The sequence below is a fragment of the Facklamia lactis genome (assembly GCF_015863205.1).
GTDB lineage: Bacteria > Bacillota > Bacilli > Lactobacillales > Aerococcaceae > Facklamia > Facklamia lactis.
Map to the genome: position 1 here is coordinate 36,254 of NZ_JACBXQ010000004.1, position 20,028 is coordinate 56,281.

20 protein-coding genes and 1 tRNA gene are annotated in these 20,028 nt (G+C 38.2%); 1 reads left to right on the top strand and 20 read right to left on the bottom strand.

Features of this window, described 5'->3' with window-relative positions:
* Nucleotides 1-11 precede the first annotated feature (11 nt).
* A complete protein-coding gene (locus HZY91_RS06980; RefSeq protein WP_197115567.1) occupies nt 12-989 on the bottom strand; it encodes an alpha-ketoacid dehydrogenase subunit beta in 978 nt (325 codons plus the stop codon).
* Between the two features lie 2 nt (nt 990-991).
* Nucleotides 992-2,101 carry a pyruvate dehydrogenase (acetyl-transferring) E1 component subunit alpha gene (pdhA, locus tag HZY91_RS06985; RefSeq protein ID WP_197115568.1) on the bottom strand — a complete coding sequence of 370 codons (1,110 nt, stop codon included), beginning with the start codon at nt 2,099-2,101 and terminating at the stop codon, nt 992-994.
* Between the two features lie 310 nt (nt 2,102-2,411).
* On the opposite strand from pdhA, the gene HZY91_RS06990 reads away from it, so the two are divergent.
* Nucleotides 2,412-2,485 (top strand) — tRNA-Arg (locus HZY91_RS06990).
* Between the two features lie 33 nt (nt 2,486-2,518).
* On the opposite strand, the gene HZY91_RS06995 is transcribed toward HZY91_RS06990, so the two are convergent.
* The 18 genes from HZY91_RS06995 to rnjA all read right to left on the bottom strand — a co-directional run bounded on the left by HZY91_RS06995 (nt 2,519) and on the right by rnjA (nt 20,027).
* Nucleotides 2,519-2,845, bottom strand: coding sequence for a DUF2200 domain-containing protein (locus tag HZY91_RS06995; RefSeq protein WP_197115756.1), 327 nt, complete (start codon nt 2,843-2,845; stop codon nt 2,519-2,521).
* 194 nt (nt 2,846-3,039) lie between these two features.
* Nucleotides 3,040-3,723, bottom strand: coding sequence for a PspA/IM30 family protein (locus HZY91_RS07000; RefSeq protein ID WP_197115569.1), 684 nt, complete (start codon nt 3,721-3,723; stop codon nt 3,040-3,042).
* A gap of 11 nt (nt 3,724-3,734) precedes the next feature.
* Complete coding sequence (locus tag HZY91_RS07005; RefSeq protein WP_197115570.1) at nt 3,735-4,790, bottom strand: hypothetical protein; 1,056 nt, start codon at nt 4,788-4,790, stop codon at nt 3,735-3,737.
* A 141-nt stretch (nt 4,791-4,931) separates the two neighbouring features.
* Nucleotides 4,932-5,492: an elongation factor P gene (efp, locus tag HZY91_RS07010; protein WP_197115571.1), complete on the bottom strand. Its 561-nt coding sequence runs from the start codon at nt 5,490-5,492 to the stop codon at nt 4,932-4,934.
* A gap of 83 nt (nt 5,493-5,575) precedes the next feature.
* On the bottom strand, nt 5,576-6,391 hold the full coding sequence (locus tag HZY91_RS07015) for a pyridoxamine kinase (RefSeq protein ID WP_197115572.1): 816 nt from the start codon (nt 6,389-6,391) through the stop codon (nt 5,576-5,578).
* A 19-nt stretch (nt 6,392-6,410) separates the two neighbouring features.
* Nucleotides 6,411-6,977 carry a peptide deformylase gene (gene def / locus HZY91_RS07020; protein ID WP_197115573.1) on the bottom strand — a complete coding sequence of 189 codons (567 nt, stop codon included), beginning with the start codon at nt 6,975-6,977 and terminating at the stop codon, nt 6,411-6,413.
* 15 nt (nt 6,978-6,992) lie between these two features.
* Nucleotides 6,993-8,231 carry a GTPase HflX gene (gene hflX / locus HZY91_RS07025; protein ID WP_197115574.1) on the bottom strand — a complete coding sequence of 413 codons (1,239 nt, stop codon included), beginning with the start codon at nt 8,229-8,231 and terminating at the stop codon, nt 6,993-6,995.
* A gap of 14 nt (nt 8,232-8,245) precedes the next feature.
* Nucleotides 8,246-9,190, bottom strand: a complete 945-nt coding sequence (miaA, locus tag HZY91_RS07030) for a tRNA (adenosine(37)-N6)-dimethylallyltransferase MiaA (RefSeq protein ID WP_235991529.1) — start codon at nt 9,188-9,190, stop codon at nt 8,246-8,248.
* A 12-nt stretch (nt 9,191-9,202) separates the two neighbouring features.
* Nucleotides 9,203-10,924, bottom strand: coding sequence for a DNA repair protein RecN (gene recN, locus HZY91_RS07035; protein ID WP_197115575.1), 1,722 nt, complete (start codon nt 10,922-10,924; stop codon nt 9,203-9,205).
* A 27-nt stretch (nt 10,925-10,951) separates the two neighbouring features.
* Nucleotides 10,952-11,767, bottom strand: a complete 816-nt coding sequence (locus tag HZY91_RS07040; RefSeq protein ID WP_197115576.1) for a TlyA family RNA methyltransferase — start codon at nt 11,765-11,767, stop codon at nt 10,952-10,954.
* Nucleotides 11,768-11,777: 10 nt separating this feature from the next.
* Nucleotides 11,778-12,659: a polyprenyl synthetase family protein gene (locus HZY91_RS07045; protein ID WP_197115577.1), complete on the bottom strand. Its 882-nt coding sequence runs from the start codon at nt 12,657-12,659 to the stop codon at nt 11,778-11,780.
* Nucleotides 12,660-12,902 carry an exodeoxyribonuclease VII small subunit gene (xseB, locus tag HZY91_RS07050; protein ID WP_197115578.1) on the bottom strand — a complete coding sequence of 81 codons (243 nt, stop codon included), beginning with the start codon at nt 12,900-12,902 and terminating at the stop codon, nt 12,660-12,662.
* Nucleotides 12,903-14,276 carry an exodeoxyribonuclease VII large subunit gene (xseA, locus tag HZY91_RS07055; RefSeq protein WP_197115579.1) on the bottom strand — a complete coding sequence of 458 codons (1,374 nt, stop codon included), beginning with the start codon at nt 14,274-14,276 and terminating at the stop codon, nt 12,903-12,905.
* 186 nt (nt 14,277-14,462) lie between these two features.
* Entirely contained in the window at nt 14,463-16,172 is a 1,710-nt protein-coding gene (locus HZY91_RS07060) for a DUF1002 domain-containing protein (RefSeq protein WP_197115580.1), read from the bottom strand.
* Between the two features lie 160 nt (nt 16,173-16,332).
* Nucleotides 16,333-16,773 carry a transcription antitermination factor NusB gene (nusB, locus tag HZY91_RS07065; RefSeq protein ID WP_197115581.1) on the bottom strand — a complete coding sequence of 147 codons (441 nt, stop codon included), beginning with the start codon at nt 16,771-16,773 and terminating at the stop codon, nt 16,333-16,335.
* Between the two features lie 4 nt (nt 16,774-16,777).
* A complete protein-coding gene (locus tag HZY91_RS07070) occupies nt 16,778-17,218 on the bottom strand; it encodes an Asp23/Gls24 family envelope stress response protein (protein ID WP_197115582.1) in 441 nt (146 codons plus the stop codon).
* Complete coding sequence (locus HZY91_RS07075) at nt 17,218-18,294, bottom strand: M24 family metallopeptidase (protein WP_197115583.1); 1,077 nt, start codon at nt 18,292-18,294, stop codon at nt 17,218-17,220. The genes HZY91_RS07070 and HZY91_RS07075 overlap by 1 nt, the downstream gene beginning before the upstream one ends.
* A gap of 5 nt (nt 18,295-18,299) precedes the next feature.
* Nucleotides 18,300-20,027, bottom strand: coding sequence for a ribonuclease J1 (rnjA, locus tag HZY91_RS07080; RefSeq protein ID WP_197115584.1), 1,728 nt, complete (start codon nt 20,025-20,027; stop codon nt 18,300-18,302).
* Nucleotide 20,028 lies beyond the last annotated feature (1 nt).

The following is a 20,028-nucleotide window of genomic DNA, read 5'->3' on the forward strand; positions in this document are numbered from 1 at the left end:
CATCCTACTCTTTAAAATTCTTCTAATTCTTTTACTTTAGCTACAATATCGTCAGCTGATGGTAACCAATCTTTCTCTGCCATTCCAAATGGAAAGACCGTATCAGGCGCTGCAACAAAACCAATTGGAGCCGTTAAGGAAAGAATTGAGCGTTCAGAGATTTCAGCAATCACTTTACTTCCAATTCCTGCTTGACGTTGCGCTTCTTGAACCATGACTACTTTGCCTGTTTTCTCAACTGAAGCCACAATTGTTTCGATATCCAAAGGTTGAACCGTCCGAAGATCTAATACCTCTGCAGAGACCCCTTCTTTAGCTAAGGTATCTGCAGCTTTCACAGATTCCTGCACCATGGCACCATATGCAATTAACGTAACATCTGTTCCTTCTTTTACAATCTTTGCTTTACCTAATGGTACTGTATATTCTTCTTCTGGAACGTCTTCACGGAAAGAGCGATATAGTTTCATATGCTCTAAGAAATAAACAGGATCATTGTCACGAACGGCTGAAATTAATAATCCCTTAGCATCATAAGGATTTGAAGGAATTACCACTTTAATTCCAGGTGATTGAGCTAACAAACCTTCCAATGAGTCAGCATGTAACTCAGGAGTATGAACGCCTCCTCCAAAAGGAGCACGGAAAGTAATCGGAAGGTTGCGAGTTCCTCCCATACGATAGCGCGTACGAGCGGCTTGACCTACCACCGAATCCATCACTTCAAAAATAAATCCATTAAATTGAATTTCAGGAATGGGACGGAAACCTTCTAATGCTAAACCTATTGATAGCCCACCAATCCCTGACTCAGCTAAAGGAGTATCCATTACACGGTCTGCACCAAACTCTTCTTGTAGCCCTTGAGTCGCACGGAAAACTCCACCATTCTTTCCAACGTCTTCTCCAAAAACTAAAGTTCGATCATTTGTCCGCAATTCATTTGCTAAAGCATTTGTAATTGCTTCAATCATTGTCATATTGGCCATAATTATTTATTCTCCTTTGCTTCAAATTTATTGATTTGTTCTTGAGTGACGAAATCTGGTGTTTCGTACATATTCTTCAAGAATTCAGAAACTTTTTGTTTTGGCACTTGGTCTGCTGCCTTAATCGCTTCCTTCACTTCATCCTTAGTCTTTTGAACAATGGCTGCTTCTTTCTCTTCATCCCATAAACCTTTTGCGGTTAAATATTTACGTAAACGGATCAATGGATCTTTAGCGCGCCATTCATCTTGGATTCCTTCTGGTTGGTAACGCTTAGGGTCATCACCAGAAAGCGTATGTGGACCATAACGATAGCAAAGTGTTTCGATCAAGACCGGACCATTCCCTGCTACGGCATATTCACGGGCCGCTTTAGTAATCGCATATACTGCTAAAATATCCATTCCATCTACTTGAATACCAGGAATACCGGCTGCCACTGCTTTTTGAGCTAAAGTTGGAGCTGCAGATTGAAGTTCACGTGGAGTCGAAATAGCCCAGCCATTATTTTGAACAACGAAAATCGCGGGTGCTTTAAATGCTCCTGCAAAGTTAATCCCTTCATAGAAATCTCCTTGAGAAGAACCTCCATCACCAGTCCACGTCATCGCAATGGCTTGACGCTCATTCTTCTTGATTCCAAGAGCCACTCCTGCAGTCTGAACATACTGTGCTCCGATAATAATCTGAGGAGGATAAGCTTTTAGATCTTCTGGGTAATCATTACCTGCAACATGGCCTTTAGACCATAAGAAGGCTTTCTCTAATGGTAAACCATGTTTAATTAATTGTGGAACATCTCGATATCCTGGCAAAAGAAAATCTTCTTTTTCTGTTGCCAAAACGGTCCCTAATTGTGAAGCTTCTTGACCGGAAGTAGGAGCATAGAAACCTAAACGACCTTGGCGGTTTAAGGCTGTTGAACGCTCAAAAAGTTCGCGCGCCCATACCATTTCCTCCATAAACTTAACCATGTCCTCATCGGTAATATCACCTAATAAGGCCTCATTTACAATCTTTCCTTCTTCATCCATAATCTGTACAGTTGAAAAATCAAAATTATCTGGACGTAATAACTCTTCAATTTTAACTGTTGCTTTAGCTTGTGCCATAAGTCCACAATCCTCTCTTATATTTTTTGATTATTACACAATTTAAAAACTGTTACAATAACCTCTCTAATTAAAGATACCACCCTCACATAATAAATACAAGTACGAAGCGATATTTTTTCACAAAACAAATAGCAAGTTGTCTTACAACTGTACAGACTATTACAAAAGAATTCGATCAAATTATACGTGTGTAACATCTGTATCAATCAAAAAACAAAACTGTTATAAAACCTTGTGAACAAAGTCACTTTTAAGCGAAGGATATATTTGACATTAGTTGGGAAATATTATATACTGATGGAGTTATGTGCCAGTAGCTCAGCTGGATAGAGCAACGGTCTTCTAAACCGTAGGTCGCAGGTTCGAATCCTGCCTGGCATACTCAAAAGCTCTTGGGAGTCTCCCAAGAGCTTTTTATTGTCGTTTTATTTTATTCAAATCTTTTCCTTTAGCTAATTCATCTACCAATTTATCTAAATATCGCACTTCTCGCTCTAAGGGATCTGCTATCTCCTCCACACGAACACCACAAATCTTACCTCTTATTAAATCGCGACTAGGATTTAAGGCAGGTGCCTCTATAAAAAAATCTTGAAACTTTACATGCATTTTAATACTTCTTTCAATGTCACTATTATTATAACCTGTTAACCACTCTATTATTTCATCTAATTCCGCTTTATTACGGCCCTTTCTTTCCACTTTTGCTAAATATAAAGGGTAGACCTTTGCAAATGACATTTCTGAAAATTTAGACAATTTTATTCCTCCTTAGTAGGAAAGCTTTATAAGATTTAAGGCCTATCCCAAGTAATCTGTTACCTTTGATCTTTACATCGAAACAACACATTGTGAAATATACTACACACCTGTCTTACTCACTCATATATAACAGAAAGGATCCCATTCAGTTGATAGGATCCTTTCTAAAAGATTTAATTATTCAATCCCATTTCATCTTTCATTCGTGCTAATTCTTCTTCAACTGTTGCAGAAGTACTTTGAGCATACTTTTCTTCTAAGTCTTTTGCTTCATCTTTTGGTTGGGATTCTAATTCAGACATAGCAGTTGCTTCATCTAGCATGCGATCTGCTTTTTCTTCCATTCTTTCAAATTGACTCATAGCATTCTCTGATTGACGACTAGCCGTTGATGTTTTATTAAGAGTTTCTTGTGTCTCTGCGACCGAAATTTTACCTTTTATCATCGCGCGACGATTCTTCAATGTCTCGATATCTTGAGAAAGTTTATCATGCATTTGTCGCATTTTAATCGCATTTTCATGCGCACTCGCATAGGTAGCGGCTAATCCAGCTCCAAGATTTTCTACCTCTTGTTTCTTAGTTAGAAAGACACGAGCATCCGCTTCGTTACCAGCTTCTAAAGCTTTTTTAGCTAATTGTTCGTATTTTTTCACTTCAGCTTCATTCTCATCCACTTCACGCTTCGATCGCGTTTCTTCAGCCATTACACTCGCAGTATTTCTCTTTACTTCGGCTAAGTCTTCACTTAGATCTCGTAAGTATTGGTCAATCATTTTTTCCGGCTCTTCCATTCGATCAATAATTGAATTCATATTCGCTGAAATAATATCTTTAAAACGATTTAATATTGACATAATTTTTCCTCCTAATATCTATCTTCTGGATCCTGATACTTCTTCGCCAATTCATCAGCCTCCGATTCTTGACCGAAGGTTTCTAATGGCCGATTTAACATTTCTTCCGTACGTTTCGCTTCTAACTCCTCTTGCTCTTTGTGCTTCTTCCACCAATTAAACAATAATAGTAAAATTGTTGCGAGTCCAAAAACCATTAAAACAGGAATCCACGGGGATTTTGTCACTTGCATTATTCGATCAGCTGCTTCCGTAAAAGACTTGCTAAAATAGTGAGAAGTATTAAGCGATCCATCATAATAATATCGATCTAGATAATCTAATAATATATTAGCAGCCTCATCATCAATGACCTGTTTAGCCTGACTTCCAGTAACGTAGTAAGTAATGTACTCATTCGGAACTCCTTCAAAAAATACCAACAGCAAATGCGCTTCATCTGTGAAGAGTTCATCATATTGACTTTCTGCAAATTCTGCTACCTGATCGATATCAGCATATGGATCTCCCGCAATTTCATCCGCAATATATAAATGAGGTTGAACACCTGTTTTCTGGTAGAAATATTCCAAACCTTTCTCCAACACGCTTGAATTTTCAACCCAATGCGCCTCATCCGTATAATAATCGGTTTCATTAACAGACCCCTTGGGTAAAGCCTCCCTTTCAATTGTAGAAGGAGTCACTTTTGTGTTACTACCTTCCATCCCACCGCCATTTAGAAAAGTTGGTAAGATGGAAAATAAAGCAAACATCATCAATACCATAGGTAAGAATCCTAAGCCACAGCCGGGGCTAGGTCCCTGAGGTCCTCCAGAACTTCTTCTAATATACGGGCGTCCTCCTCCTATTGGTATAAAGATAGGACCACCCCCAATGATTGGAGGTCTTCGTGGAGGTCCTGATCCAAATCCTCCACCGAAACTGCCGCCAAATCCTCCACCAGTAGGGCGACTTCCAAAACCACCTCGACCACCAGAGCTTATCCGCCCTCCTCCGGATCGAGATCCACCAAAGCCTCCACCACGCGAGCCTCCACCGGCACCTCCTCCTCTTGCCATCATCATCACCCTCTCTCCACTAAAGACTTAAACTTACTATCTAAAATAATTATATAATATTGCTATTATTTTTTCGAAGAAGATGCTTCTAACCCCACAAAAATACGATCCCAAAAGGGATCGTACGATTTTTATTTCTTTATTAAACTATTTCGAACGTCCTTTGTAAGAACCATCAGACGTCCCTATTTCTAATTTTTCTCCTGCTTCAATAAAGTCAGGGACATTCACTACTAAACCTGTTTCCATCGTAGCAGGCTTACCAGAACCTGTTACTGTTGCACCTTTTATCGAAGGTTGTGTTTCTTTTACTTCTAATACGACTGTTCCAGGCAATTCAACTCCAATCACCTCATTACCATAGAACTGAATTTTACAATTCATATTATCCAATAGATAAAGTAACTCATCTTGAATCGTATCAGCTGGAATTTCATATTGTTCATAACTTTCTAAATCCATAAAAACAGCTGTTCCATCCATATTATATAGATACTGAACTTCTTTGGTTTCTAAGAAAGCTCGCTCAAACTTTTCATCTGGGCGGAAAGTGGTGTCATAAGTAGCCCCAGTTCTAACATTACGCAATTTCATGCGCATAACCGTATTTCCTTTTCCAGGTTTATGATGGCTAGCTTCCAATACACGAATTAAATTACCGTCCTGAATAAATGTCATACCGGATCTTAAATCAACTGCAGAAATCATAATTATCTTCTCCTCACTTCATTCAAATTACTCTCGTATTATAGCATACATTCTAATTTCTCGTCTTCGATTTTAAGAAAATACTATAAAGTACCTAAAAGCTTTTCAAAATGAACCGCATAGCGAATTGGATCTTGATCATTCAGGGTCATCTGAATCGCTTGACTTACAAATTTAGTCGCTTGATTTAGTGCTGCCTCTTCCTGATTCGACTGCATCATTTCTCCTACAAAAACCGAAGCAAAAACATCTCCAGTCCCATGAAACACTTGATCGAAGAATTCCGCATAGCTTTCAAACGACCCCTTATCCCCTACCATTAAAGCTCCAATTTGATCCGTATTTCTCACACCTGTCATAATCACATTCTGGGCTCCGAATAATCGCAATTCTTCTGCTAGCTCCTGTGCCAGTATAGGGCTAAAGCCGTCATCTCGATAGTCTTTATCGAGTAGATAACAAGCTTCCGTGTAATTCGGAAAAATGTAATCACTAACAGCAATTAACTGTTTTTGGGTCTCCACATAAGCTTTATCAAAGCCACTATATAGTTCTCCATGATCTCCGAAAGCGGGATCCACAAAAACTTTACCAGTCGGATACAATAATTTTTCTATGACTTCTAGCAACAGTGGAACATGTTCCTCTTCGCCAAGATATCCAGTGTAAATCGCATCAAATTTCAAGCCTAAATCCATCCAATGTTGAATGGTTGCCTCCATATGAGAATACAAATCGGTAAAAATAAAGCCAGGAAATTCTGGACCTGTATGAGTTGATAGAATTGCGGTTGGTAAAATACTGGCTGTCAACTGATAATGACTTAATATCGGCAGAGCCACTGTAGTTGAACATTTACCAAAGCATGATATATCTTGAACGACTAGTACATTTTGCATATTTACTCCTCTCAAGACTTTAGAGAATGGTAAGATCTTCTGTTTTTCCCCATGGTTTCTCTTGATTAATATGGTCATAAAACATAATTCCATGTAAATGATCAATCTCATGTTGAGCCACAATAGCTTGGTAATTTCTCAGCTTCAACGTATGCTTTTCGCCTTCCAAATCTTGATACTCAATTGTAATAATCTTAGGACGTGGCACATACCCCGCTACCTCACGGTTTACCGAAAGACAGCCTTCCCCCTCGCTTAAAGCAGCTAACTGGACAGAATGACGGATGATCACCGGATTAATAAACACCTGACTGATCTCTTCTCCTACTTTATGGCCTTCTTCATCATACTTATAGATTTGCATAGCAAAAATTTGTTTGTTTAGGTTGATTTGAGGCGCTGCTAACCCCACTCCTGCACGAAGCTCATTTTTAGCGGCCAGATCTTCATCTTGACTGTTTTTAAGAAATTCCAACATCTCTTTTGCTTTAATTTCTAACTCTTCCGATAACGGAAATTCTACTTTTTCCGCTGGAGTTCTTAAAGAAGGGTGGCCCTCCAATACTATATCTTGCATTGTTAACATCTAATCATTTTCCTCCTAATCTTCTTTTCTATGATGACTTCGTCTATATCCACTAATTCGATAATATTGACCTTCTTCATCATATTCCATCGAAACAACCATCGTTTTCTGTTGATAAAGAGCCAATAAATCAGATTCTTCTGGTAATACTGTAACCGTATAATAATCCGCTGTCTGAATACATTCTGTCCAGATTGCTTCCTTTAATACTTCTAAATCTTCGTGATCTTTAGCAGAAATCACAACATTTGGCTTGAGAATCGGAACAAAGTTTTCATTCGCTAGGTCTCTTTTATTATACACAGTTAGAATCGGCACATATTTTAAATCCATGTCTTCCAGAATCCGCAATACCGTTTCTTCATGCATATCCCTTGCTGGATTAGAAGCATCCACTACATGTAACAATAAATCCATGTAACGAATTTCTTCTAAAGTTGATTTAAATGCTTGTATTAATTCGGTTGGTAACTCTTCAATAAAACCAACAGTATCCGTCAGGGTAAAAACCGGATGTCCTTTAATGGTAAGTTGGCGGGTCAAAGGATCCAACGTTGCGAATAATTGATCTTGGACATAGGTTTCTGAATGGGTTAATTCTGTTAAGAGAGTTGATTTTCCGGCGTTCGTATATCCTACCAAGCCGATGTTAAATTCTCGTCCACTCTGTCGACGTAGCCTTGTTCGTTCACGATGCGCGACTACTTCAACTAGTTCTTTCTTTATTTGGTTGATTCTTGAGCGAATATGCCGCCGATCACTTTCTAATTTCGTTTCCCCGGGTCCTCTGGTTCCTATTCCTCCACCTAGCCGTGACAGACTTTTCCCTTTTCCACCAATTCTAGGCAACAAATACTCATATTGAGCCAAACTCACTTGTAGTTTTCCTTCCCGACTATTTGCTCGCATCGCAAAAATATCCAGAATTAATTGTACTCGATCAATCACTCTGACTCCTAGCTCATCCTCAATAGCACGGTTCATACTCGGAGTTAAAGCATTGAAAAAAATAACTAAGTCAATATTTTCAACCTCTACTTGCGCTTTAATCTCTTGAAGTTTCCCGGACCCCACACCTGTTCGATGATCTAATCGAGACATTTTTTGAACTATCTTTTGTATCACTTGTCCTTGGGCCGTTTCGGTTAAAGCATGCATCTCTTTCATTAACTCCATAAATTTTTGATCTTGATACTGGTCGGTTTGAACCCCAACAATCAAGACACGCTCTGGTCCTGAAGCAACTTCTAACATTTCATCATCCTTTTTTATTGTATGTGTTGATCAACGAAGTGACATGCTTTTATCAAATAATTTGTTTGACTAACATCTAGCCAACAAGGTTGTTTCATCCGATTTCTAAACCAAGTTAATTGTCGTTTAGCATAACGGCGAGAATTTTGTTGTATTTTAGCAATTACCGTCTCGAGCTCTTCTTCTCCTTGAAAATATGAGAACCATTCTTTATATCCAATTCCTTTTATACTTGATAATTGTGGGTCAAGCTTTTGATCAAATAACCATCGAGCTTCTTCTTCTAAACCCGCCTCTATCATTCCAAGGACCCGCCTATTAATTCGATCGTATAATTCTTCTCTTGGACGATCCAGAACAAATAATAATTCATTAAAACGTGATCGCTGCTCATTATGTTCTGCTTGGTCAGAAAAATTTTGTCCTGTTTGTTCAATAACTTCTAGCGCTCGAATAATTCGGCGTCCATTTTGAACAGGAATTTTATTCGCTGCCTTAGGATCAATTGTCGCTAATTTATCCCATAGAAATTGATTCCCTTTTTGTCTTATTTTTTTTTCTAGATTCTCTCTAATCTCAGGATCAAAGCTTCCTTTACCCCCAAATTCAAGCTGATAGAGTAAACCTTCTAAATAAAGACCAGTGCCACCTACTAGGATGGGCAAATCTCCTTCTTGGGCAATCTGACGAATACAATTAACAGCATCTTTTTGAAATTGACTAGCGCTATAAAACTGATCGGGATAACAAATATCCAATAAATGATGAGGAATCTCCTCCATCTCCTCTGGCTTTATTTTACCCGTTCCAATATCCAGTCCTTTATAGATCTGCATTGAATCAGCATTAATGATTTGTCCGCTAAATTGTCTGGCTAAATGTATGGATAGATCTGTCTTTCCTACCCCCGTAGGCCCTGCAAGTACAACCAGAGAAATTTGTTCATCTGGCAGTCCCATTTAACCCCTCCTTTAATGATATGAACTTAATAATTCATTCGCTAATTCATAAGAAGATTGGCTAATCGTTTCACCAGCCATCATTCGTGCAATTGTTTCAATTCTTTCTTTATGTGTCAATTCATAGACAGCCGTAACCGTCCGATCCTCAACAATTTTTTTGGCAATCATTAATTGATTGTTAGCCGCAGCTGCTACTTGAGGGAGGTGAGTAATACACAATACTTGTCGATGAGCTGCAATTTCTGACATTTTGTTCGCAATGGCCGTTGCAACCCTTCCTGAGACCCCACTATCAATTTCATCAAAAACAATCGTTTGAACACTTTGACTTCTCGAAAAAACCGTCTTTAAGGCCAACATAAAGCGAGACAGTTCGCCCCCACTTGCAACCTTAATAAGCGATTTACTACTTTCTCCTAGGTTAGTAGCGGCATAGAATTCTAAGAGATCCATGCCATCAGCCTGAATTCTTAAAAACTCCTGCCCTGCCATTAATTTACTTATTTTATCATCAACCTTTACCGATTCAAAATGAATATCAAAGCGACTATGAGGCATATATAATTGGCTCAATTGTTCCTCTATTTCCTCTTTCAGTTGTTTGCCTTGCTCCTGCCGAATCTGACTCATTTGTATTGCTAGAGCCATACATTCCTGATAGGCTTTGGTGAATTCTTGTTTCAAATCCTCAAGGAAAGCTTCCTTATGGTTGATTTGATAAATTTCTTCTGCAATTGAATCTTGGTATGCCACTAGCTCCTCTAGATCCATCGCATATTTACGTTTGAAATGTTCTAATTGACTAAGTCGACTTTCGATTTCATCAATTGTCGCATCATCATAATCTGGTAGATCATATGAAAAAGCAATTTTTCTAGCTATTTCTTGTAGATCAATCTGTAAACTTTGAATTGACTGAGCATATTCCTGATATTGCGGGTCGAATGGACTAAGTTCTTCTAAGAGCATCACTACTTGATCCATCTGTCCAGCAACGCTTTGATCCTGATCCGTTAAAAGTAAGTTCACCCTATCAAGATTTTGAGTAATTTGTTGAGCATGTTGTAATTGCTTACTTTGTTTTTGTAGCTCCTCATCCTCGCCCAATTGAATTTGCAAACCTTCTAATTCTTGCAACTGAAATTCAAGGAAACTTAAACGCTGAGCCTGACTCTGTTCATCTTGCTGAGTGTTTAATAATTTCTTTCGCAAATCATTATAGGTATGATAACTTTGCCGAAATTGATTAAAAACTAATCCTAAGGCTTCCGAAGCGTATTGGTCAAGCATCTTAATATGAGTTGTAACATCCAGTAATGCTTGATGTTCATTCTGTCCATGAATATCTACCAAGTAACGTCCAATTTCTTTTAATAAAGAAACATTCGCTAGTTGACCATTGATTCGAATTGTATTCTTCCCAGCAATATTTAACTCACGTCGAATTAACAGTTGATTCTCCTGATCTCTCGTGTCAAAGCCCAATTGATCTAATTTTGTCAATAACATTTCATTATGTTGAACAGTAAATATACCTTCTACTACAAACCGATCAGTTCCTTTACGAATTAAATCCACAGAACCTCGACCTCCACATAAAATACCTAGAGCATCGATAATAATTGACTTCCCCGCCCCCGTTTCACCAGATAAAACGGTCATCGTTGAAGTGAAACCAATCGTCACCTGATCAATTATGGCAAAATTTTCAATATGTAAACTCGAAAGCATAAGTCCACCTTCTTTTTTGAATAATTTCTATTCGAACGTTGAATGACTCTCCCTAACTATTTCCTCCACATCAATGTCTAGATGGCTTTTATTATCTTCTTCACAAGAATTAATTAAATGCACCAAATACTCTATATTACCTTCGCCACCCGTGATTGGGGAAAAGGTTAGGTTTATAATCCGAAAGCCAATCTTAGCAATAAAAGCTAAGACTTCTGTCACAACTTCCAAATGTACTTGAGGGTCTTTAATAATACCGTTCTTACCAATTCTCTCTTTCCCCGCTTCAAATTGCGGCTTAATAAGAGCGACCACTTCTCCACCTTCCTTTAAAATGGGAGAAAGCGCCGGCAGAATCAAAGCTAAAGAAATAAACGACACATCAATCGTCGCAAAAGTCGGTTGTCCTTGCTCAAAATCTTTAGGTTGCGAATACCGAAAATTTTGACGCTCCATAACGATAACTCTCGGATCTTGCCGCAAAGAATAAGCTAACTGATTATAACCAACATCCAAAGCATAAGATTGTTTAGCACCATTTTGTAACGCTACATCTGTAAAGCCACCCGTAGAAGCTCCTATATCAAGCACAATCTGATCTTGTACTTCAATGCCAAAGACTGCTAAAGCCTTCTCAAGCTTAAGCCCGCCACGTGAAACATATGGAAAAGGTTTCCCTTTTAAATAGAGCTCACGATCAATGGGAATTTTCTCACCTGGTTTATCATATCGCTGGTCATTTTGATCATAAATTTGACCTGCCATAACCATTCTTCTTGCTTGTTCTCTCGATCCCGTTATGCCTGCTTGAACCACCAGCTTGTCTACCCTTTCTTTTTTCATCTAAGTCCTCCTATTTTTCAATAGACAATGGTTTTAGAAATTGAGCTAGTCCCTGATAATTAAGTTTGCTTTCTAGTTCTAATATCTTCAAACAACGATGACAAGCATCAATCTCTGCTAATAAAGCTTCTTTCGCCCCGTCAATTCCTAATAAAGTTGGGTAAGTCGTCTTGCCATTCGCTTCATCCGAATGAAGCAGACTATCCTGATCCATTCCAATATTGACAACGTCTTTCAAATCATTGTGAATCTGGTAAGCAACCCCGTAATGATTTCCAAATTGATTTAACAGATCTTTTTCCTTACTATCTGCACCACTAATAATGGCTGCTGCTTTGACTGCAAACATAAATAAGTAACCTGTTTTTAAGAGATGTATTTGTTTGAGCTCTTCAAGTGTAATTTTTTGACCATCAGAATTGATATCATATAACTGCCCTGCCACCATTCCATTTGATCCAGCAGCAAAGGAGAGTTCAAGAATTAATTGTAAACGTTTTTCTTCTGACAATTGATCATCATTAGCAATAATCCCAAAAGCATCTGTTTCTAATGCATCCCCTGCTAAAATAGCCGTTGCCTCATCAAATTTAATATGAGAAGTAGGCTGCCCCCTCCTCATGTCATCATTATCCATTGCAGGCAAGTCATCATGGATTAAAGAATAAGTATGAATATATTCTAGAGCTATAGAGGTTTTTAGTCCTTTTTCGACTAGTTTAGGGTCTTTAATATTTAAGGCTGTTAATAGCAAAAGAGGACGAAGCCTCTTTCCACCTCCATTTAAAGAATAAACCATTGGTTTAACCAACTCTAAAGGAGTTTGCAAGGAAACAATATGCTCTTGTAACGCCATTTCAAACTTTGCTCTCAACTCACCCGTATGTGCCATCTACACGCGCTCCTCATCTAAAGGCTTTAATCCTGATTCTGTCATCATTTGAGTCACTGTTTTTTCTGCTTCATTAAGCTCTTTATGACAGTATTGACTCAAAGATACGCCTTGCTTAAAAGCAGATAAAGCATCTTGCAGCGGTAAGCTTCCTCTTTCTAGCTCTTGTACAATGGTTTCTAGCTGAGCCATTGCAGCTTCAAAATTTTCTGGTTCATTTATATTTTCAAGATTTTCAGACATTTAATTTTCCTCCTCATAATCAATATTGTTCAAGGGGTCAACTTGTAAAACTTCAGCTTTAACCAATCCATCAATAAATCTTACTTTAATGTGGTCATTCGGTGTCAACTCTTGACTCGATTTAATAATCATCTGTTCTCTCTCCACAAGAGTATATCCCCTTTGCATAATTTTCAAGGGACTATATGCATCTAGAAGCGCAAGATTTTTATCTAATTGTTGACGACTATTTTGTAAGTATTCTGGTAATAATTTCAAGAGCTGAGATTGAATGTGAGCTAATTTTTGCTCTTTCATTTTGATTTGTTGAATTGGCTGTGAGTATCGAAGCCTTTGATCAAGATGATCTAAGCGATAGTATTCTTCTTGAAATCTTTTATTCGTTTGTACCACTAACTTATCAGTTAACCAATTTAAACTCTGAACATAGCTTTCATAAAGTCTCTGAGGCTGAGTTAATACATAGGATTGACGATACCGATCTAATAATTGACTTTTATGCCTTAAGTATTGGTACAGGCTCTGTCTCATTCGCTGTGTTTTTTGCTCAATTTCCATCACAAGCTCCTGCAAAACTGGTACAGACAGCTCCGCAGCCGCAGTAGGAGTTGGTGCCCTTAGATCTGCTACCAAATCTGAAATTGTTGTATCTGTCTCATGACCGATAGAAGAAATAACTGGAATATTACAATCTAGGATGGCTTGTGCGATCAATTCATCATTAAAACACCACAGGTCTTCAATAGAACCTCCTCCACGAGCTAGAATAACACCGTCAATCTTCTCAGGGAAATTTGCGATCATCTCAAAAGCTTTAACAACTTCTCTCACGGCTTCTTGTCCCTGAACACGTGTTGGAAAAACAATCACTTCCACAATAGGGAAACGACGATTAATGGTGGTTAATATATCTCGAATAACAGCTCCGGTTGGACTGGTAATGACCGCTATTCTTTTAGGAAATTTTGCAAGTTCTTTTTTGGGACGATCAAAAAGCCCCGCTTGTTTCATTCTCTCTTTTAATTGTTCCAAAGCTAAATACAAAGCCCCAACACCATCAGGTTCAATGCTTTCAATATAAAGCTGGTAACGTCCTGCAGCCTCATAGACTCCAACTCGAGCGGTAACAATTACTTTCATTCCCTCTTCTAGCTGAAATTTTAATCGCTGATATTTATCTGGAAACATCACTGCATTGATCACGACTTGACCTTCTTTCAGAGCAAAAAACTGAGGCCCTTTTGGTCTAGGTCGAAAGTTCGAAATTTCACCGATGACTTGCAGTTTTTGTAAATGAGGATCTCGATCAAATTTTTGACTAATATATTTAGATAAGGCTGATACTGTCAAATAATTTTGAGTTCTTTCTGTCATTAAGTAGCACCCCTAGTCTAGTCATTCTTTCCTATTTTAGCATAGTTCCTCCGAGCGAACTATGCTTTACCATTCTATTCTATAAAAAAGAAAGCCTTCTATGCAATGATTACTAGGCAAAACGGTTAGCTTTGCTGTGGAATCATTTCGAGAAGGCTTCCTATTTTTTATAATTTTATCGGTGGATTATAGACCTGCTTCCTCATCCACACTTGTTTCTTCCAAAGTAGATTCAGTCGTTTCTACAGGTTCTTCATCACTAGACGTTTCTTGAGTGGTTTCTTCCATCGTAGACTCATCAACAGTCGATTCTTCATTAGAAGTTTCTTCCTCCGTTGTTTCTTCTGGCACATAACCTGGAATAGTATAGTCAGGAAGAATTTCAACTGAAGGAACATATAAATTCTCTACCGCGACACCATAAACAGACGCAAAATCAAATGTGTCAGTTGCCATTGGAGCTGGCTCCATTGAAATTTCATCAACTTCAGACAAGGTTTGTGTTTCTAAATCGTATTGATAACGAGCTAGAACCGTTAACTTCTCTGGTGAGTCTTCTGCTACCGTAAAGGAAATAACCTTTCCTTCTTGTTCAAACTCCATGTAAGTATAAACTTCCGGTGCATAGCCAGTCGCATTCGCTGTTAACTGAACAATTTCTGCCAAAACAGGATCACTTGTTCGAAGTGAGTTCGCTGCTTGTAATTTTTGTACCCACTGATCTCTAATCGTGTCAGGATTCTCAGAAGTGGCCGTTGTATATTGGAACATTAGTTCACGCAATTGATCTAACGCAGCTCTGGATTCAGTAGACAATTCAGGTTGCATTTTTTCTAGGATAAAAGTATGAGCGTATAAGTCATCAATTCTTGTTCCTTCTTCAGCTTTAGCATAGAAAGCATCAAACATCGCAGGAATGATTGGATGAAACTTATCAGAATCAGAAAAATCAGCAGGTCCTTGAGCTAAAATATCTTCTAATGACATTGTAGCTTCTAACCCAGGCAATACAGCTGACCAATCCTTATCTTCCATTGAGGCATCCAGTTGTTGAACTGTTTCTTCGTTACTTGCTGCATCTGTTTGAGCAAACTCATCAGCATATTGCTCTAACTCTTGTTTTGTTTCGTTACTAATAGTAATGTTAGTTTCATTGGAGTTGTCAACAACGTTACCATCTCCATTGATCGTTGTATTATTAGTAACATTATTAACCACAGTATTCACAATCTCAGTGGTATTAATTTGCCCATTATTTTGGCTCTGAACTGCTACCTCTTTTTTAATTTCTGCAATAATAATATTCACTTGATCATCTGTCAGACCAGTATCATCCTTAACATTGTTAACCACTGTGATTTCTTTTTGAGCTGTTTGAACATCTTGTTGATTAATTGCTACTCCTTGCTCTTCTAGAAGGGCATACAAACCTGTCAATGCTCCTTCACCAGTAACAGGAGTCACTGTACCGATTCGTACTAAAGCATCCTTAGCTCCCGCTGTAATTGCAGCATTTTGATAAGTGGTTGTCGAAACAGCTGTAATATTTTCAGGTGTCACTATTTCCACTCGCACACCGCTTCCTTGTGCCTGAGGTTGAATATAGGCACTAGAATAAACACTTGTAGAAGCATTTGATCCATCATTTAGATAGCGATTAATCATATCTCCATCTACATAAATTGTGTTCTCTGGAGTCACACTACCAGCACCTAATAAGCTAATTGTTTGTTGAGATTGTTGTGCAGATAAACTACCTCCCAAGGCTAGCATTTGTTTACCTTGAGTTTGATCGGCCTCTTGAATTGCATATACTGAAGTAGAACCTACTGGTAAAGCAACGGGTGTAATGGCTAAAGCCGCCAAAGCTACTAATAATAATTGACGTTTTTTCATTCTATCTCTCCTTTGAAAGCTGTCTAAGCAACTTGCTAACATCTGTATTATATTATACATTTGCAAACTCTTACAAGAGTTGGGCATTTCTTTCCCAACTTCTCCTTTAAAAATGCCCAGAAAAGGAATGATTTCTTCATAATTCCTTTCTGGGCAAGAACTAAGCTTGATTCTCGAGTAATTTGGCGAGGACGCCTGAAATAAATTTACGAGATTTATCGTCGCTAAAAGTCTTACTTAATTCAATCGCTTCGTTTACAGCTACTTTTGCAGGAACAACATTTTCTTCCATAAAAGCTACTTCATAAAAGGCTAGCCGCAAAATGGTTAAATCAATCGAAGCAATTCGGTCGAGTGACCAGCCTTTTGTCAAATAATCTTCAATCATTTTATCAATCGCCATTCTATTCTGATTAACGCCTTTGACGATTTGTAAAAGGTAAGGATCTACTTCTCCTTCAATTCCAGAATCTGGATCATTTCCAGCTTCTAAAGCAAAAGCAATTGCAGATTCACTTTCAAAATTATCTATTCCATTTATCAATTGATACAAACTCTGAACCGCTTTTTCTCTGGCAGTATGCCGATTTAACTTGACCATAGACTTATACTCCGGTTTCTATTTTAGAATCTTCACCATATTCTTCTTCTAATTGCAAAAACTCTTGATCACTATAAGAATCCGTTTCGATCGCTAGAATATGCACATTCACTTCGTTAACCACTAAATCTGTCATAAATAAGATTTGCTCTTTAACACGATCTTGAATTGAAAAAGCTACTTCCGGTACCGAATAACCATATCGAATTCTTACCGAAACATCGATAGAGATTCGTCCATTCTCTTGGTTCATTTTTGCAACCACACCAGTTCGTTCAATACGTAAAAATTTCCCAGCTTCAAGTTTAGGAACCGTTGTTAGCACACCTGAAATTTCAGATGCTGCTTTTGCTGCAATGTTCTCTAACACACCCGTTGTAATATTAATTTCTCCCAATGTAGAATTATCCTGTGTATCAAAAGCTACAGGTCTATCTTTTGCCATTATGCTTCCCCCTCCGTAAGAATAATCAATTCTTTTGGACTTGAATTGATGCTTTCAACCCCATTTTCTTTAATAATTAGATCATCTTCTATCCGAACACCACCAATACCTGGCAAATAAATTCCTGGCTCATCTGTTATAACCATATTTTCCACCATTACTGTCTCACTTCGGCTAGAAACGGCTGGCATTTCATGCACATCTAAACCTAATCCATGACCAGTGGAATGCCCAAAATACTGGCCGTAGCCTTTTTCAGTGATATAATCACGCGCCAAAGCATCCACCTCTTGTCCTGTCATCCCAGCTCGAGTTCCCGCGATCACACGATTATGTGCTTCTAAAACAATCTCATAAATTTCTCGCAATTGATCACTCACTGAGCCAACCGCAAATGTTCGGGTCATATCAGAAGAATAGCCTTTATAGTAACAACCAAAATCAATTGTCACCATATCGCCGTTCTCAATTACCTTCTCACTAGCAACTCCATGCGGCATCGCAGATCTTTCACCAGAAGCTACAATTGTATCAAAGGACATAGAACTAGCGCCTTTGTTCTTTAGAAATGATTCTAGTTCGTTGGCTACTTGTAACTCTGTTACGCCGGCTTTCACAAAGTTTAGAATATGCTCAAATGCTAGGTCCGTAATTTCACAGGCCTGACGAATAATCGCAATCTCTTCTTGATCTTTCACTTGACGCAACTTTTCTATCAACGCATCAGTAGGCTTAATATCAAGATCGAATAATTTCTGAATTTTTAAGTATTGACTTACATTCATTTGATTCGCTTCGATTCCCAAAGTACGAATTTGATCTTGCTCAATCAATTTTTGAACTTCTTGATCAACTCCTTGTTGATGAATCACAACCTTCGCAGATGTTACTTCTTTGTTAGCCTGAGTAACATAACGAAAATCTGTTATAAAATAAGCTTCATCGTGAGTCACTAAAACCGCACCCGCTGATCCAGTAAAACCTGTTAAATAGCGAACATTTAATAAATCTGTCACATATAGAGCTTCCAGTTGTTCTTCTTTTAAAAGTTGACGTAAACGATCTAGTCTTTGCATTCTAGTTACTCCTTCTCACTTTTTTGCTTTATCTGACGAGGACGAACCCCTTTTTTGATATCTAATAAAATAGGCATAATCATGGGCGACCTTTGTGTCTTTTCATAAATAATGGGTTGTAATTCTTCAAAAATAAGATCTCTTATCATTCTTTCAGAAACATTATTCCCTTTTTCATTCAAGCCTCGATTAATAATGGCTCTAGCTTGATTCTGGATTTCATTAATTAAGTCTCCGGATTCACGCATATAAATAAAACCACGAGACATAATATCTGGACCTGAAATAATTTGCTGACTTGTATAATCAATCGTTGCGGTCACAATAATTAAACCTTCTTCTGATAAGGCTTTTCGATCACGAAGAACAATGCTACCAATATCTCCTACACCATTCCCATCTACATACACATCTTGAGCCGGAAAATGTCCCGCTATTCGAGCTGAATCCGCAGTTAAAGCCAACATATCTCCGTTCGACATTACAAAACAGTGATCTTTTGGAATACCTGTCAGCTGAGCCAATTCTGCCTGAATGCTTAACATTCTATATTCACCGTGGACTGGCATAAAATATTTCGGCTTCATCAGTCGATGCATCAACAATTGTTCTTGCTGGCCACCATGTCCAGAAGTATGAATGTTGTTAACCTTTCCATGAATAACCTTTACTCCCTGTTCGCTCAACTGATTAATGACACGGTTAACACTCATTGTATTACCAGGGATTGGTGATGAAGAGAAAATAACTGTATCATCAGGTTGTAAACTAATCTGACGGTGTGTCCCATTTGCGATCCGACTTAAAGCCGCCATGGGCTCTCCCTGTGATCCAGTACATAAGATAAGGATCTCATTGGCTGCATAACGATCAATATCTCGTGCTTCGATAAAGATATCCTCACCTTTATCATCAATATATCCTAATTCTCGACCTGTTTTAATAGAAGATTCCATGGATCGTCCAAAGACTGCAATTTTGCGTCCCGTTTCTTTTGCTGTCATTACAGCCTGTTGTAACCGTGATACATTCGATGCGAAGGTCGCAAAAATAACTCGACCTGTTTCCTTTTGAATAATATTTCGAATAGATTTACCTACAATTTTCTCCGAATTTGTAAAAGTAGGGATTTCTGCATTTGTTGAATCCCCTAAAAGAAGAAGCACCCCTTCTTCCCCTATTCTTGCCATCCGGTGCAAATCTGCCGGTTTACCAACTGGCGTAAAGTCAAATTTATAATCTCCCGTGAACACAATGTTTCCTGGAGGAGTTTTAACAACAACCCCATACGCTTCTGGAATAGAATGCGTCGTTAAATAGAAACTAACACTTGTCTTACGAAAACGAATCACCGAATCTTCATCTATTTCATGTATCTCGGCATCTCTTAGTAAGCCTCTTTCATGTAATTTATTTCGAATTAATGCCGATGCCCATTTCCCCGCATAAATCGGTACATTGATTTGCTGTAAAAGAAATGGTATTCCACCTATATGATCCTCATGTCCATGCGAAATGACTACGGCTTTAACTTTATGTCGATTTTGGAGGATATATTGAAAGTCTGGGATCACATAATCAATTCCCAATAACTCATCTTCCGGGAACATCACACCAGCGTCCAAAATAATTATCTCATCTTGGAATTGAACACCGTACATATTCTTCCCAACTTCATTAAGTCCCCCTAAGGCAAAAACACCTACCTCGTTGTTTTTAATATTTACTGCCATA

Bases quoted from the DNA above. Each gene is read 5' to 3' on its own strand.
- HZY91_RS06980 (WP_197115567.1), bottom strand. From the start codon at position 989: ATGGCCAATATGACAATGATTGAAGCAATTACAAATGCTTTAGCAAAT.
- pdhA (WP_197115568.1), bottom strand. From the start codon at position 2,101: ATGGCACAAGCTAAAGCAACAGTTAAAATTGAAGAGTTATTACGTCCA.
- HZY91_RS06995 (WP_197115756.1), bottom strand. From the start codon at position 2,845: ATGTCATTTGCAAAGGTCTACCCTTTATATTTAGCAAAAGTGGAAAGA.
- HZY91_RS07000 (WP_197115569.1), bottom strand. From the start codon at position 3,723: ATGTCAATATTAAATCGTTTTAAAGATATTATTTCAGCGAATATGAAT.
- HZY91_RS07005 (WP_197115570.1), bottom strand. From the start codon at position 4,790: ATGATGATGGCAAGAGGAGGAGGTGCCGGTGGAGGCTCGCGTGGTGGA.
- efp (WP_197115571.1), bottom strand. From the start codon at position 5,492: ATGATTTCTGCAGTTGATTTAAGATCCGGTATGACATTTATTCAGGAC.
- HZY91_RS07015 (WP_197115572.1), bottom strand. From the start codon at position 6,391: ATGCAAAATGTACTAGTCGTTCAAGATATATCATGCTTTGGTAAATGT.
- def (WP_197115573.1), bottom strand. From the start codon at position 6,977: ATGTTAACAATGCAAGATATAGTATTGGAGGGCCACCCTTCTTTAAGA.
- hflX (WP_197115574.1), bottom strand. From the start codon at position 8,231: ATGTTAGAAGTTGCTTCAGGACCAGAGCGTGTCTTGATTGTTGGGGTT.
- miaA (WP_235991529.1), bottom strand. From the start codon at position 9,190: ATGGGACTGCCAGATGAACAAATTTCTCTGGTTGTACTTGCAGGGCCT.
- recN (WP_197115575.1), bottom strand. From the start codon at position 10,924: ATGCTTTCGAGTTTACATATTGAAAATTTTGCCATAATTGATCAGGTG.
- HZY91_RS07040 (WP_197115576.1), bottom strand. From the start codon at position 11,767: ATGAAAAAAGAAAGGGTAGACAAGCTGGTGGTTCAAGCAGGCATAACG.
- HZY91_RS07045 (WP_197115577.1), bottom strand. From the start codon at position 12,659: ATGGCACATACGGGTGAGTTGAGAGCAAAGTTTGAAATGGCGTTACAA.
- xseB (WP_197115578.1), bottom strand. From the start codon at position 12,902: ATGTCTGAAAATCTTGAAAATATAAATGAACCAGAAAATTTTGAAGCT.
- xseA (WP_197115579.1), bottom strand. From the start codon at position 14,276: ATGACAGAAAGAACTCAAAATTATTTGACAGTATCAGCCTTATCTAAA.
- HZY91_RS07060 (WP_197115580.1), bottom strand. From the start codon at position 16,172: ATGAAAAAACGTCAATTATTATTAGTAGCTTTGGCGGCTTTAGCCATT.
- nusB (WP_197115581.1), bottom strand. From the start codon at position 16,773: ATGGTCAAGTTAAATCGGCATACTGCCAGAGAAAAAGCGGTTCAGAGT.
- HZY91_RS07070 (WP_197115582.1), bottom strand. From the start codon at position 17,218: ATGGCAAAAGATAGACCTGTAGCTTTTGATACACAGGATAATTCTACA.
- HZY91_RS07075 (WP_197115583.1), bottom strand. From the start codon at position 18,294: ATGCAAAGACTAGATCGTTTACGTCAACTTTTAAAAGAAGAACAACTG.
- rnjA (WP_197115584.1), bottom strand. From the start codon at position 20,027: ATGGCAGTAAATATTAAAAACAACGAGGTAGGTGTTTTTGCCTTAGGG.